Here is a 13,907-nt window from a genome sequence, read left to right on the forward strand (position 1 = left end):
CCGGGGCGCGCGGATGACCGCGGGCGCGGCGGCCGGGGCGCGCGGACACGGCGGAGGGTCGACGCCGGAGCGCGGGGGCGTGGACGTGCTCGTCGCCGACGACGAGGCGCCGGCGCTGGCGGAGCTCGTGTCACTCCTCTCCGCCGATCCCCGGGTGGGCGTCGTCCATGCGGCGGGCAGCGGCGCGGAGGCGCTGCGGATCCTCGAGCGCGGCGAGGTGGCCGTCGCCTTCCTCGACGTGCACATGCCCGGGCTCGGCGGGTTCGACCTGGCCCGCGCGCTGGCGGGGTTCCGTCGGCGCCCGGCCGTGGTGTTCGTCACCGCGGACGAGGCGGGCGCGGTCCGGGCCTTCGACCTCGAGGCGGTGGACTACGTCTTGAAGCCGGTGCGGGTGGAACGTCTGCGTCGCGCGCTCGGACGGGCGATCGAGGCGGGCTCCGCGCCGGGGGCGACGGCCGCGGACGAGACCATCCCCGTGACGACGGGGACGGCCACGCGGCTGCTCCGCCGCAGCGACGTGCGGTGGGTGCAAGCGCAGGGGGACTACTCCCGCCTTTACACCGCGGCATCCGATCATCTGATCCGCACGCCGTTGTCGGAGCTGGCCGACCGCTGGGCGGACGCCGGTTTCGTCCGGGTGCACCGGTCATATCTCGTGCACCGCGACGCCGTCGCCGAGGTGCGCCTGTCGGGAGCGACGCCGACCGTGGTGCTGCCCGAGATCGAGCTGCCCGTCAGCCGTCGCCTGGTCGCCGCGGTCCGCGATGCCTTCCTCCGCTGACCCCGCACCTTCCGCGTCGACCTGCCCCACCCCCGCGCTGAGTTGCCGCAGATGTACGCCGCGGGGCGCTTCTGCGTACATCTGCGCCAAGTCAGCGCCGGGGGTACCGCGGCCTTGGGTGTGCGTTGAGTTGCCGCAGATGTACGCCGCGGGGCGCTTCTCGCGTACATCTGCGCCAAGTCAGCGCCGGGAGGACCGCACGGTAGCGCGGGGGCGGAGGTCAGCGCGGGGAGACGGGGGAGGGGATGCCGCGAGCCCGGTGCCGACGCACGGCGGCGCGGTTGGCGCAACGCACGGAGCAGTAGCGCTGGCGGCCGTTGCGGGTCACGTCCACGACCACCTGCGTGCACGGGTCCGCGGCGCAGCGCCCGAGCCGGTTCATGCCGCGCGTCACCAGGTGGAGGGACGTGCCCACCGAGATGACGGCCGCGAGCACCTGGGGGAGCGCCTCGTCGCGGTCGCGGTAGTGCAGATGCCAGCCCTCCCCGTCGTGGTTGGTCAGCCGCGGGTAGGCCGTGACGGCCGCCATCTGCGCGTTCAGCAGTGCGGACCGGGCGTCGGGATCGGGCTCGTCGACGACGCGGAGCCAGTCGTCGATGACCGCGCGGGTCCGCGCATGGTCGTCGGGGAGTTCGGGGAACGTCATCGTCATGCCCTCGGCGAGCGTCCGCGCCTCGATGCCCGCGCGGTCCGCCGGCCAGTCGTTCGCGAGCGACGCGGCCAGCAGCACCGCGTACTCGCCGTAAGGGTTGAGATGCATAAGAGCATTACAACACGATGGGCTCATGACCGCGCCCGAGACCCTGTCGCATCCCGTCGTCGCCCCGGCATCCCGGCACGAGCACGCCTGGGTGACGTCGTCGTCGCACGCCACCAGCGAGGGCCGGATCCGCTACGTGAGGTGCGTCGACTGCGGCGCCCACCGGGTGGACCTCGAGCCCCGCGCCGTCGTCGTGCCCGAGGCTCTCACACGACCGCTCGGCTGAGCGCCGGGGCGCCCGGTGCCGGGGCGTCGACGGGGCGGCATCCGGATGCCACGATGGGATGCCATGAGCGAGGAGCGCCGTCCGATGCCGCGCGTGCGCGTGACGGCGTCCGACGCGCGGCGCGGCCCGCGGGCGGCGACCCGGGGCTTCGCGCTCCCCGGGCAGACGCCCGACGACGCCGAGACCGTCTTCTCGCGCGGTCTCGTCCGCACGCAGCTCCGGCTCGCCCTCGGGTGCGTGGCCGCGTTCCTGGCCGTGGCCGCGACTCTCGCCGGGGTCGTCTTCGCGCTCCCCGTCCTGGGCGATCCTGTCGTCTTCGGCGTCCCCGCGTCGTGGCTGCTGCACGCCTACGGCTTCTACCCGCTGATCCTCGTCTTCGCGCTCGTCTACGTCCGTGCGGCCGCGCGCAACGAGCGTCGCTATCGGGCGCTCGCCGATCCCGAGGAGGGCGCGTGAACCCGGTGTTCGATCTCGCGGCCGTCGGGCTGCTCGTGGTCGTCACCGCGGTGCTGGGTTTCGCCGGGGTGCGCCTGTCGCGGACGACGAGCGACTTCTTCGTCGCGTCGCGCAGCGTCCGCAGCGTCTGGAACGCCTCCGCGATCAGCGGGGAGTACCTCTCCGCCGGAACCTTCCTCGGCCTGGCCGGCCTCGTCCTGCTGTCGGGTGCCGAGGGGTTCTGGTTCCCCATCGGCTACGCGGCCGGGTACCTGCTCGTGCTGCTCTTCGTCGCGGCGCCGCTCCGCCGCAGCGGGGCGTACACGATCCCGGACTTCGTCGAGGCGCGCCTGGAGTCCCGGGCGGCCCGCCGTGTGACCAGCGTCGTCGTGCTCGTGATCGGCTGGCTCTACATCGTGCCGCAGCTGCACGGCGCCGCCCTCGCGCTCGGCGTCGTCGCCCCGGTGCGGCCGTGGGTCGGTGCGGTGCTCGTCGCGGTGCTCGTGGCCGGGATCGTCGCGGCGGGAGGGATGCGGGCCATCACGGCGGTGCAGGCGTTCCAGTACTGGCTGAAGCTGACGGCGCTCCTCGTCCCCGCGGTGTTCCTGCTCGTGGCGCTCTCGGGCGGAGGTGCCGACGTGGACCCGGCCGCGGTGTTCCCCGCCGAACGCGGCCCCGCCGGGGCGGACGCCTACCTCACCGGCTCCCTCCTTCTCGCGCTCCTGCTCGGGACGATCGGTCTGCCGCACGTCCTCGTGCGCTTCTACACGAGCCCCGACGGCGCGTCCGCCCGTCGGACGACCGTCATCGTCATCGTGCTCGTCGGGGCGTTCTATGCGGTGTCCTCGACCATGGCGCTGATCGCCCGCGTCGTCGCGCCCGACCTCGCAGTGCCGGGACTCGCGGACACCGTCGTGCTGGCCCTGCCCTCGCGCGTCCTGCCCGGTGTCGTCGGCGAGCTCCTGACGGCGCTCATCGTGGCCGGCGCCTTCGCCGCGTTCCTCGCGACCTCCTCCGGGCTCGTCGTCTCGCTCGCCGGCGTCGTCAGCCAGGACGTCTTCGGCGGCAGCGTCCGCTCGTTCCGTCTCTCCGCCGTCCTGTGCACGGCGGTCCCCCTGGCGATGGCTCTGCTGACGCAGCCGGCCGGTCTCGTGTCGAGCGTCGGTCTCGTGTTCGTGTTCGCCGCGTCCACCCTGTCGCCCGTCCTCCTCCTGGGGGTGTGGTGGCGCCGGCTGACGGCCCGCGGGGCGGTGGCGGGGATGACCGTCGGTGCGGTCGCGTGCGGCGCCGCGCTGCTGGGCGCCCGGCTCGTCGCGGACGCCGGTCCCGTCGCCGTGCTGTTCGCTCAGCCGGCGGCCTGGACCATCCCGCTCACCACGGCGGTCGTCGTGGTCGTCTCGCTCGCCGACCGCGGTGGCATCCCGTTCCGCGCCGATCGGTACCTGGCGCGCCTGCACACGCCGGACACCCGGCCCGGCCGTGGGGTGCCGGACCGCGCGACGTGACGGCTCCCGGGGGACGGGTGCCGGACCGCACGACGTGACGGGGGTGCCGGACCGCGCGACGTGACGGCTCCCGGGGGAGAATGCCGGACCGCGCGACGGCCTAGGGTGGGGGACGTGTCCACCCCGTCCCCGGCCGAGTCCGCGATCGGCGCCGCGCTGGGGCGGGTCGTGCGCGCCGCGCGCACCGAGCGCGGGCTGTCGATGCGCGCGCTCGCCGCGGCGGCCGAGATCAGCCAGCCGTTCCTGAGCCAGATCGAGAGCGGTCAGACGATGCCCTCCGTGGTCACGCTGTTCCGCCTCGCCAAGGGCCTCGGGATCTCCCCGTCCGAGCTGCTCCCCTCCGTGGCGGACCCCGAGCCGATCTACCTCACCCGCGGTGCCGATGCGGTGCGGGTGCGGGTCATGGAGTCGGACGAGCGTGCGACCAGTCGCGTCCTGTCCTCCGGCAGTGCGCGCGGAGCGAACGTGCAGGAGTACCACCTCGTCGGCCCCTACCTCGGGGACTGGTTCGAGTCCGACGGCGAGATCACGTCCTACGTCGTCGACGGCGCCGTCACCGCGACGATCGAGGGCCGCGGGGAGTGGGACCTCGGACCGGGCGACGCGCTGTGGCATCCCGGAGCCTTGCGCAACCGCTGGGAGATCCGCGGCGACGGGACGGCGACCGTGCTGCTCGTCTACGCGTCCGCGCGGACCGAAACATGATCGTCACGCGATAGCCACAGGTTATCGAAGTTAGCTCCATACGATCGGAGCGTGCCCCGCTCCACTCTGCTCGTCCCCGACCTCGTCGTGACGATGAACGACGCCCTCGACGTCCTCACGGATGCGGCGGTGCTCGTCACCGGTGACGCGATCGCCGCCGTCGGTCCCGCCGCCGAACTCTCCGCCGCCGCCCCGGACGCCGCGCGGGTCGAGCTCCCCGGACGCCTCCTCATGCCGGGCCTGGTGAACTCCCACCACCACTCGGGCATGCTGCGCGGCACGGCCGAGCACCTGCCGGTGTGGGAGTGGCTGCGCCTGCACATCGACCCGATGCACCGCGTCCTCCGTCCCGAGGAGGCCGAGGCGGCCGCGTGGCTCTGCTACGCCGAGGGGCTGCTGTCGGGCACCACGACGGTGGTCGACATGTGGCGGTACATGGACGGCGCCGTCCGCGCCGCGACCGCGCTCGGCAACCGGGTCGTCACCGTCAACTACGTCGGCGCCCACCCCGACTTCGACTACTTCGACACCCTGGACGACAACGAGCGGATGCTGCGAGAGCACACCGGGGCGGCGAACGGACGCGTCATGCCCTGGGTGGGGCTGGAGCACCCGTTCTACGCCGACGCCGCCGGGCAGCGGCGCGCGATCGCCCTCGCCCGCGAGTACGACACCGGGCTCTACACCCACTGCAGCGAGTCCGAGCTCGAGGTGGCGGACTTCGCGGAACGGCACGGGGCGCGCCCCATGTTCGCCCTCGAGCAGCTCGGGTTCTTCGAGGCGCCGCGCGCCATGATCGCCCACGCCGTGTGGCTCGACCAGGCCGAGGTCGACCTCATCGCCGCGCGGGGCGTCGGCGTCTCGCACAACCCCGTCTCCAACATGAAGCTCGCCAGCGGCATGGCGCCCGTCGCCGAGATGCTGGCGGCCGGGGTGAACGTCGGTCTCGGCACGGACGGCGAGAAGGAGAACAACAACCTCGACATGTTCGAGGAGATGAAGGTCGCGTCGCTGCTCGGCAAGCTCCGGACGATGGATGCCGCCGCGATGGACTCCTGGGACGTGCTGCGCATGGCGACGCGCGGCGGGGCGGCGGCGATCGGCCGGGGCGCGGAGCTCGGGGCCATCACGGTCGGGCGGAAGGCGGACCTCGTCGCAGTCCGCACCGACACCCCGCGCATGACCCCCCTGCTGCCGGCGGGCGGCTACGCCAACATCCATCACAACCTCGTCCACGCCGTCCGCGGCTCCGACGTCGACCTGACGATGGTCGACGGCGACATCGTCGTGCGGGACGGGCGACTCGTCCACGCGGACCTCGCCGAGATCATCGACCGCGTCCGGGCGCTCGTGCCGGATCTCTTCGCCCGTCGCTCGGCCTGGCTCGACGCGCAGGACGATCCCGCCGGACTGTTCCACGGGTGAGAGGACCCTCATGACCATGCAGCTCGCCCCGGCGCCGCTCGGCGCACGGGTCACGGCGTTCCTCGGCGACCACCCCGGGCGGCTCCTCATCGGGGGGCGGTGGACGGACGCGGCGGGCGGCGAGACCTTCGCGACGCTCGACCCGGCAACCGGGACGAAGACCGCCGACGTCGCGCGCGGCCGCGAGGCCGACGTCTCCGCCGCCGTCGCCGCCGCCCGCGCGGCGCTCGAGGGCGAATGGGGGCGGATGCGTCCCGCCGACCGCGGGGCGTTGCTGTGGCGGATCGCCGACCTCATGCAGGAGCACCTCGACGACCTCGCCGAGCTCGAGACCCTCGACCAGGGCAAGAACCTGCGCACCTCGCGATTCGGGGAGGTCCCCGCGGCCATCAACCAGTTCCGCTACTACGCGGGCTGGCCGACCAAGATCCTGGGCGAGACGATCCCGACCTCGCTGAGCCGGACGCCTCCCGGCAAGGAGGTCTTCGCCTACACGCGGCGGGAGCCGGTCGGGGTCGTGGCGGCCATCGTCCCGTGGAACTCGCCGCTGATCATGACCGCGATGAAGCTCGCGCCCGCGTTGGCAGCCGGCTGCACGGTCGTGCTGAAGCCGGCCGAGAACACCCCTCTCAGTGCTCTGTACCTGGCGCGGCTCCTGACGTCGGCCGGTCTCCCCGACGGCGTCGTCAACGTCGTCACGGGATACGGCGCCGAGGCCGGCCAGGCGCTCGCGGACTGCCCCGGCGTCGACAAGATCGCCTTCACCGGGTCGACCGCCGTCGGCAAGCGGCTCGTGGCCGCGGCATCCGGTCGACTCGCGCGCCTGACGCTCGAGCTCGGGGGGAAGTCGCCGGCGATCGTGCTGCCCGACGCCGACCTGGACGTCGCCGTCGAAGGGATCTCCCGCGGCATCTTCGACAACGGGGGTCAGGTGTGCGTCGCGAGCGCGCGCGTGTACGCGCACCGCGACGTGTACCGCGACGTCGTCGACGGCATGGCGGCGTTCGGGTCCGGGCTCCGGCTCGGGCACGGCCTCGACGCCGCCGCAGACCTCGGCCCGCTCGTCAGCGAGACGCAGGCCGCCCGCGTCGCCGCCTACATCGACGAGGGGCGCGCCGAGGGTGCCGAGGTGGTCACCGGCGGCGAGCGCAGCGGCCCGGCGGGCACGTTCTACAGCCCGACCGTGGTCACGGGCGTCCGTCCCGACATGCGCCTCATGCGCGAGGAGATCTTCGGGCCGGTCGCCGTCGTGACGCCGTACGACGACGTCGACGAGGTCGTCGGCTGGGCGAACGACTCGCCCTACGGGCTGGCGGCGAGCGTCTGGACGCGGGGCCTGAGCGACGCGCACCGCACCGCCGCCCGCCTGCAGGCGGGGACGGTGTGGGTCAACTGCCATTCGTTCCTCGGCCCCGAGCTGCCCAAGGGCGGCCATAAGGAGTCGGGCTGGGGATACGAGAACGGCCCGCAGGGCCTGGAAAACTACCTGGAGACCAAGACGGTGGTGATGGTGATCTGATGAGCGAGCGCACGCGCATCGCCCTGGGCGTCTTCGAGATGATGAACCCCAGCAACGGGATGCCGACCTGGACGGACCCTCGCGGCCGGGGCGACGACTGGGACCGGCTCGAGTACTGGGTCGACCTGGCACGGATGCTGGATGCCGCCGGCTTCGACTTCCTCTTCTTCGCCGACACCTACGGGTACGCGACCCTCGACGGGGCCATGCCGGAGGAGGTGGCCGCTCACGGCATCCAGTTCCCCGCGTTGGACCCCATGCTGGCGATCGCCGCGCTGGCCCGCGAGACCGAGACGCTCGGCTTCGTCGTGACCTCGCCCACGACCGTGGAGAAGCCGTACGGCACCGCGCGGCGGTTCGCGACGCTCGACCGTCTGACCGGCGGCCGCATCGGCTGGAACGTCGTGACGGGGAGCTCGCAGGCCACGACCGACGAGCTGTTCGGGATCACCGCCCAGCTCACGCACGACGAACGCTACGACGCAGCCGACGAGTTCCTGGACACGTGCCTGCGTCACTGGGAGCACAGCTGGGACGACGAGGCCGAGGTGCGCGATCGCGCGAGGGGCGTGTACGCGGACCCGGCGGGACTGCACCGCGTCGAGGTCGACGGCGCCTATCAGCGCTCACGCGGGGTGTTCGCCGTCCCGCCCACGCCGCAGCGCACCCCCATGCTGTTCCAGGCGGGTACGTCGGATCGTGGCCGCGCGTACGCCGCGCGCAACGCCGAGGCCGTCTTCATCCAGGGGCAGTCGATCGCATCCGCCGCGGCCCACGTGGCCGACATCCGCGCGCAGGCCGTCCGGCAGGGGCGACGGCCCGACGACGTCAAGGTCGTCACGGGCATGACCGTGACGGTCGCGCCGACCCGTGCCGAGGCTCTCGCGCTGCGGGCCGAGTACGAGGCCCTGCTGACGCGGGCCGACGCCGCGGTGATGTTCGCGGGCATCACGGGGCTGGATCTGACGGGCCTCGATCCCGACACCCGCGTCGTCGACCTGCGGACCGATCTCGGCCAGACGCTCGTCCAGCGGTACGCCCGGCAGAACCCCGACATGAGGGTCGGCGAGATCATCGACGCGTTCCGGACGAAGGCGATCCGCGGCTTCCAGGTCACGGGATCGCCCGAGGAGGTCGCCGACGAGATCGAGGCGATCGTCGACGGGTCCGGGATCGACGGCGTCATGCTCGAGCCCACGTTCGGCGGACCCGACGCCTACCGCGCGTTCATCGAGCTCGTGCTGCCGATCCTCGCCGCGCGGGGGAGGGTCTTCCCGCCGTCCGGCACGACCCTGCGCGAGCACCTCTCGGGGGCGGCCCGCCTGGCCCCCACACACCGCGCGCACACCCTGCGCGCCGCAGAGCCCGTCCGCTGAGCCCCGGCGCAGCGGTCCATCCCGTCTCGACGGGCGCGCGACCCCCGAGGTTCGCGAGCCCGGTCCCGGCGGGTGCACATCGAAAGGAGAGCACGGATGAGAACGGATGCCGTCGAGGCGGTGCTGCGCGGCCTGAAACGCGCGGGAGTGAGTGTGGCGACATACCTGCCGGACTCGCTGCTGAAGGAGCTCTACCCGGCCCTGGATGCGGATGCCGACATCCGCACGATCCCGGTCACCAACGAAGGAGAAGGGGCCGCGATCGCCGGAGGGGTGTTCCTCTCCGGCAAGCGCGCCGTGCTCGTGATGGAGAACTCCGGGCTGCGCGCCGCGACCGAGCACCTCGCGCGGATGGGCCTCGGTGCCGGCATCCCCGTCGTGATGATCATGAGCTATCGCGGCGAGATGGGCGAGAACAACTGGTGGGCCATCCCGCACGGCATCACGATGGAGCCTCTCCTGCAGGCGCTGCGCACCCCGTACACGATCGTGCGCACCGTCGAGGAGATCGAGACGGCCATCGTCCGCGCCTACGACACCGCCTACGCGTCGTACTATCACGCCGCCATCGTCCTCGGAGGAGACCTGGTCCGATGAGCTACTCCCGCTTCCACGCCATGCGCCTGCTGGGCGACCGTCTCACGGACGAGCTCGTCATCCTCTCCCTCGGCGGTGCCGTCGACGAGTGGTACAACGCCGCTCCGCACATGCGCGACGCGTCGCTCTTCCAGCAGCAGCTCGGCTGCGTCACCCCCGAGGCCTTCGGCCTGGCCGTCGGCCTCCCGCACCGTCGGATCGTCTCGCTCGACACCGACGGCGGACTGCTCTTCAACCTCGGCATCCTGGCCACCCTGGGCAACGAACGCCCCCACAACCTCTTCATCGTCGTGTGGGACAACGAGCAGTACCAGTCCATCGGCGGACCCCGCACGCACACCGCCGCGGGGCGCGTCGACCTGGCGGCGATCGCGCGCGGCGCCGGCGTCGCCAACGCGTTCACCGCCGAGACGCTGGAGGAGTTCGACCGGCACTGCGCGACCGGTCTGGCCGCCACGGAGCCCTACCTCGTCGTCGCCAAGACCGATGGCATCCTGGAGCCGGGGATCCGCCGCAAGCACTCCGACGGCCGGGAGGACAAGTACATCTTCGTCCGCCATGTCGAGGCGTCCGAGGGCATCACCATCATGGGACCCAGCGAGCACAACTGATGCCCGCGTCCCGGTTGCTGCGCGGGCCTTCTCGCCGGCCGGACGGCCGCGCGCCCCGCTACGACGTGATCGTCGTCGGGGCGGGGGCCGCCGGCTGCGTCCTCGCGGCGCGCCTGACGGAGGACCCGGACAGGCGGGTCCTCCTCGTCGAGGCCGGTCCCGACGGGCGAATGGATGCCGCGATCGACGACGCCGCGCACTGGGACGCCCTCCTCGGCGGAAGGTACGACTACGGCTACCGCTCAACGCCCGCGCGGGCCGTCCTCGGCCGGTCGCTCGCCATGCCGCGGGGCCGGGTGCTGGGAGGGTCGTCGTCGACGAACGCGATGCTCTGGTACCGCGGTCATCCCGACGACTACGACGCCTGGGCGGCGGCCGGGGCGACCGGCTGGTCGTACGGCGACCTGCTCCCGTTCTTCCGCCGCTCGGAGGCCCGCGCGGGCGGGGATCCCGTCCACCGCGGCACCGACGGTCCCATGCGCGTGGGACCGCTCGCCGCGGTGCACCCCATCGCGCACGCCCTCCTCGGCGCCGCGGTCGAGCGGGGCCTGCCCGCGCTGGAGGACGCGAACGCCGGCGTCACCGAGGGGGCCGTTCACGCCGACTACAACGCGGTCGTGGGGGACGACGGCGCATTCGAGCGGTGGTCCGTCGTGCGCGCCTATCTCGAGCCGGCGCTCGCCCGCCCGAACCTCGACGTCCTGGTCGGCAGCCGCGTGCACGGTGTCGTCCTCGACGGCCCGACCTCGGCGGGGAGCGTGGTCCGCGGCATCCGGCACGTCGTGGACGGAGCCGTCGTGACGACCCTCGCGGATCAGACGGTGCTCGCCGCCGGGGCCATCGACACCCCCCGGCTGCTGCAGCTGTCGGGCATCGGCGATCCCGCGCGACTGGCCGCCGTCGGCATCCGGCCGCGCCACGATCTGCCCGGGGTCGGTGAGAACCTCCAGGATCACCCGCTCATCCTGGGGATGAACTTCCGCGCCCGCGACGACCTCGGCCCGGTGATCGGCAACGGCGGCGGCACCATGCTCAACTGGCGGAGCTCCCAGGACCGCGGGCGTCCCGACCTGCACGCGGTGATCGCGCACGGATCCCGCGGCGACGAGACGCTGCACGCGACGAACGACCTGTCCGGAGGGCGCGTCTTCGCCGTCGTGCCCGGCCTGTACCACTCGCGCAGCGTCGGGTGGGTGCGGGCGCGGTCGGCCGACCCGGACGCCGCGCCGGAGATCCAGCCGAACTACCTCGCCGACCCGGCCGACCTGGCGGCGATGGTCGACGCCGTCGACGCCGTGCAGGACTTCGTCGCCACCCCCGCGTACGCCGATCTCGCGGAGGGGCCGATCACGCCCGCCGCCGGCCTGTCGCGCGCCGCGCAGGAGCGTTTCGTGCGCGAGAACGTCGGGACGTTCTTCCACTGCTCGGGCACGGCCCGCATCGGCACCGACGATCTCGCGGTCGTCGACCCGGGTCTGCGGGTGCGCGGCCTCGAGGGTCTCTGGGTCGCCGACGCGTCGGTCATGCCCGCCATCCCCGCGAGCAACACGCAGGCCCCCACGGTGGCGATCGCCGAACGGGCGGCCGACCTGCTGCGCGCCGCGGGCGGGTGAGCCGCTCCCCGCTCGGTGGCCGGTCCGGCATGTCCCCCTTTGTGCAGGTTCTGAGTCCTGTTCTCGCACGAAGTGGGACATGGATGCCATGACCCTCGGCGCCCGGCCGGTGGCCGGTCCGGCATGTCCCCCTTTGTGCAGGTTCAAGGCCCTGTTCTCGCACGAAGTGGGACATGGATGCCATGACCCTCGCCGGGGTCAGGGGGCGAGCAGCGCGTCCAGGGCGAGGAAGGCGGCGCGGAACTCGGCCCGGAGGCGCTGCTTCTCGGCGTCGGAGCAGAACGCCATGTCGATCCCGGCGAGCGCGATGCGCTGAGCGGCCGCGGCGTCCAGGCCCAGCGCGGTGAGCCCTTCGCGGTACTCGCGTCCGACGTCCGTCCGGAAGAAGAGCGCGTCGTCCGTCGAGACCGAGACCGGGAGTCCGGCGTCCACCATCCTCCGGATGCGATGGGTCTCGTCCAGCGTCCACCCCGAGCAGATCGTGGTCGACCACGGCGTCGTGGCGAAGCCGATGCCGCGCTGGCGGGCCAGGGCGAGGACGGCCGGGTCGTCGACGACGCGATAGCCGTGATCGATGCGGTCGCAGCCGAGCACCTCGATCGCGGCACGGACGTTCTCCGGGTCCGCTGACGGCGTCTCGCCGACGTGCGCCGTCCGGCGCAGCCCGTGGGCGCCGGCGAGCGCGTACGCCTCCGCGAAGCGCAGCGGGTCTTCGGTGTTCTCGGGGGTCAGGTCGTCCTGCCCGATGCCGACCACCTCCGGCCGAGGGTGCGCGATCATCTCGCGGACGAGATCGACGGCGGCCTCTCCCGACTCGCGGCGGTTGATGGCCACGACCACGCGGAAGCCGACGCCGAAGTCCCGCTCGGCGCGCCGCAGCCCGGCGATCACGGCGTCGACGACCTCGGCGTACGACAGCGGCGACGATCGCCGGGCGAAGTACTGCGGGTTGACGTAGTACTCCCGGTAGCGCAGGTTCCCCGCGCGCACCGCGTCCTCGACGCCTTCCCACGCCACGCGGGCGATGTCGTCGCCGGTGCGCAGGACCTCGTGGGCGATCCGCCACCCGTGCAGGAAGTCGACCAGGTCGGCGAAGTCGAACAGGTGCTCGGCGTCCCCAGTCCACAGCGCGACGCCGTCACGGGCGGCGAGCTCCTGCAGCGTCGTCGCCCGCATGGTGGAGGTCAGGTGGCAGTGCAGCTCGGTCTTCGGGAGGAGCTGCAGGTAGTCGGCGAGCGAGATCACCGCGGTCCGCTCAGTCGGCGAGGGCGACGTCGTGGGACGTCGCGTACGCGCGGACGGCGGCGATGTGCTCGTCCCGGCGGGCGTGGGGGAGCCAGGACGCGGTGAACGAGTTGATCGCGAGCCGGGCCAGGTCCGCGGCATCCAGGCCCGCCTTCTCGGCGAGGGCCACGTAGTTGTCCGCCACGTACGCGCCGAAGTAGGCCGGGTCGTCGGAGTTCACCATCACCCGGACGCCGTCGCGCAGCAGCCGGACGATCTCGTCGGACTTCATCTGGCTGGTGACGAAGGAGTTGGACACCGGACAGGTCGTGAAGCCGAGCCCGCGCTCCTTGGCGAGGGCGATCAGCGCCGGGTCCTCGACGATGTTGGTCCCGTGGTCGATGCGGTCCACGCCGATGTCCTCGATGACGGCGCGGATGTTGTCGATCGACCCGGTCTGGTCGATGTCGCAGTGCATCGTCAGCAGGAAGCCCTCGGACTTCGCCCGGGCGAAGACGTCTGCGAACTTGGCCGGCGGGTTGTCCCGCTCGTCCGAGTCCAGCCCGACGCCGATGATCCACTCCTTGTAGGGCAGCGCCGCCTCGAGCGTGGCCATGGCGTCCTCGGCTGGGAAGTCGCGGAGGAAGCAGAGGATGAGCTCGGCAGAGACGCCCAGCTCCGACGAGGCGCGGACCGCCGCGCGGCGGTATCCGGTGATGACGGCCTCGAATGGCACGCCCCGGCTGGTGTGGGCCTGCGGATCGAAGAACATCTCGACGTGGACCACGCCCTGCTCCCGCGCCTTCTGCATGTACGCCCATGCGAGGTCGTGGAAGTCCTCCGCCGTCTGCAGCACCTGCATCGCCGGGTAGTACACCGCGAGGAAGCTCGTCAGGTCGGTGAAGTCATAAGTCGCCTTGACCTCCTCCACCGTCTTCTCCGCGAGCTCGATGCCGTTGCGAGCGGCGAGCGCGAACTTGAGCTCGGGCTCGAGCGTCCCTTCGAGGTGCAGGTGCAGCTCGGCCTTGGGCAGGCCGAAGGCGAAAGCGGTGATGTCGGTCATGGGGCTTCTTCCGGGCGAGGGCGGGTGCCACCGCGCCGAGCGGGGTGGCAGAGCAGTGCGAGAGGCG

Annotated in this window: 14 protein-coding genes; 11 read left to right on the top strand and 3 right to left on the bottom strand. The window is 72.7% G+C overall.

The features are described from left to right. Positions 1 to 13: 13 nt before the first annotated feature. On the top strand, positions 14 to 781 hold the full coding sequence (locus MRBLMI1_RS10005) for a LytR/AlgR family response regulator transcription factor (RefSeq protein WP_367731766.1): 768 nt from the start codon (positions 14 to 16) through the stop codon (positions 779 to 781). A gap of 220 nt (positions 782 to 1,001) precedes the next feature. On the opposite strand, the gene MRBLMI1_RS10010 is transcribed toward MRBLMI1_RS10005, so the two are convergent. Beyond that, positions 1,002 to 1,541: a CGNR zinc finger domain-containing protein gene (locus MRBLMI1_RS10010; protein ID WP_367731780.1), complete on the bottom strand. Its 540-nt coding sequence runs from the start codon at positions 1,539 to 1,541 to the stop codon at positions 1,002 to 1,004. 25 nt (positions 1,542 to 1,566) lie between these two features. Here MRBLMI1_RS10010 and MRBLMI1_RS10015 point away from each other — a divergent pair, with 25 nt between their 5' ends. From MRBLMI1_RS10015 to MRBLMI1_RS10060, 10 genes are all read left to right on the top strand, one after another. Further along, on the top strand, positions 1,567 to 1,767 hold the full coding sequence (locus tag MRBLMI1_RS10015) for a hypothetical protein (RefSeq protein ID WP_367731782.1): 201 nt from the start codon (positions 1,567 to 1,569) through the stop codon (positions 1,765 to 1,767). A 63-nt stretch (positions 1,768 to 1,830) separates the two neighbouring features. Continuing rightward, a complete protein-coding gene (locus MRBLMI1_RS10020; protein ID WP_367731784.1) occupies positions 1,831 to 2,223 on the top strand; it encodes a heavy metal transporter in 393 nt (130 codons plus the stop codon). Further along, positions 2,220 to 3,707: a cation acetate symporter gene (locus tag MRBLMI1_RS10025; protein WP_367731786.1), complete on the top strand. Its 1,488-nt coding sequence runs from the start codon at positions 2,220 to 2,222 to the stop codon at positions 3,705 to 3,707. Before MRBLMI1_RS10020 ends, MRBLMI1_RS10025 begins: the two co-directional genes overlap by 4 nt. A gap of 114 nt (positions 3,708 to 3,821) precedes the next feature. Continuing rightward, the gene (locus MRBLMI1_RS10030) at positions 3,822 to 4,412 is read left to right on the top strand and encodes a helix-turn-helix domain-containing protein (protein WP_367731794.1); all 591 of its coding nucleotides are present in this window, start codon (positions 3,822 to 3,824) and stop codon (positions 4,410 to 4,412) included. 51 nt (positions 4,413 to 4,463) lie between these two features. Beyond that, positions 4,464 to 5,837 (top strand): amidohydrolase, encoded by a 1,374-nt coding sequence (locus MRBLMI1_RS10035; RefSeq protein ID WP_367731796.1) that lies wholly within the window; start codon positions 4,464 to 4,466, stop codon positions 5,835 to 5,837. A gap of 10 nt (positions 5,838 to 5,847) precedes the next feature. After that, a complete protein-coding gene (locus MRBLMI1_RS10040; RefSeq protein WP_367731798.1) occupies positions 5,848 to 7,356 on the top strand; it encodes an aldehyde dehydrogenase family protein in 1,509 nt (502 codons plus the stop codon). Continuing rightward, positions 7,356 to 8,732 (top strand): NtaA/DmoA family FMN-dependent monooxygenase, encoded by a 1,377-nt coding sequence (locus tag MRBLMI1_RS10045; protein WP_367731800.1) that lies wholly within the window; start codon positions 7,356 to 7,358, stop codon positions 8,730 to 8,732. The genes MRBLMI1_RS10040 and MRBLMI1_RS10045 overlap by 1 nt, the downstream gene beginning before the upstream one ends. Positions 8,733 to 8,828: 96 nt before the next feature. Then, the gene (locus tag MRBLMI1_RS10050) at positions 8,829 to 9,329 is read left to right on the top strand and encodes a thiamine pyrophosphate-binding protein (protein ID WP_367731807.1); all 501 of its coding nucleotides are present in this window, start codon (positions 8,829 to 8,831) and stop codon (positions 9,327 to 9,329) included. Then, positions 9,326 to 9,940 (top strand): thiamine pyrophosphate-dependent enzyme, encoded by a 615-nt coding sequence (locus tag MRBLMI1_RS10055; RefSeq protein ID WP_367731809.1) that lies wholly within the window; start codon positions 9,326 to 9,328, stop codon positions 9,938 to 9,940. Before MRBLMI1_RS10050 ends, MRBLMI1_RS10055 begins: the two co-directional genes overlap by 4 nt. Next, positions 9,940 to 11,553 (top strand): GMC family oxidoreductase, encoded by a 1,614-nt coding sequence (locus MRBLMI1_RS10060; protein WP_367731811.1) that lies wholly within the window; start codon positions 9,940 to 9,942, stop codon positions 11,551 to 11,553. The genes MRBLMI1_RS10055 and MRBLMI1_RS10060 overlap by 1 nt, the downstream gene beginning before the upstream one ends. Before the next feature lie 198 nt (positions 11,554 to 11,751). On the opposite strand, the gene add (MRBLMI1_RS10065) is transcribed toward MRBLMI1_RS10060, so the two are convergent. Then, positions 11,752 to 12,798, bottom strand: coding sequence for an adenosine deaminase (gene add / locus MRBLMI1_RS10065; RefSeq protein ID WP_367731813.1), 1,047 nt, complete (start codon positions 12,796 to 12,798; stop codon positions 11,752 to 11,754). 10 nt (positions 12,799 to 12,808) lie between these two features. Continuing rightward, positions 12,809 to 13,840: an adenosine deaminase gene (gene add / locus MRBLMI1_RS10070; RefSeq protein ID WP_367731815.1), complete on the bottom strand. Its 1,032-nt coding sequence runs from the start codon at positions 13,838 to 13,840 to the stop codon at positions 12,809 to 12,811. Between the last annotated feature and the right edge of the window lie 67 nt (positions 13,841 to 13,907).

Origin of the sequence: Microbacterium sp. LMI1-1-1.1, from assembly GCF_040815675.1 — a bacterium.
Classification (GTDB): domain Bacteria; phylum Actinomycetota; class Actinomycetes; order Actinomycetales; family Microbacteriaceae; genus Microbacterium.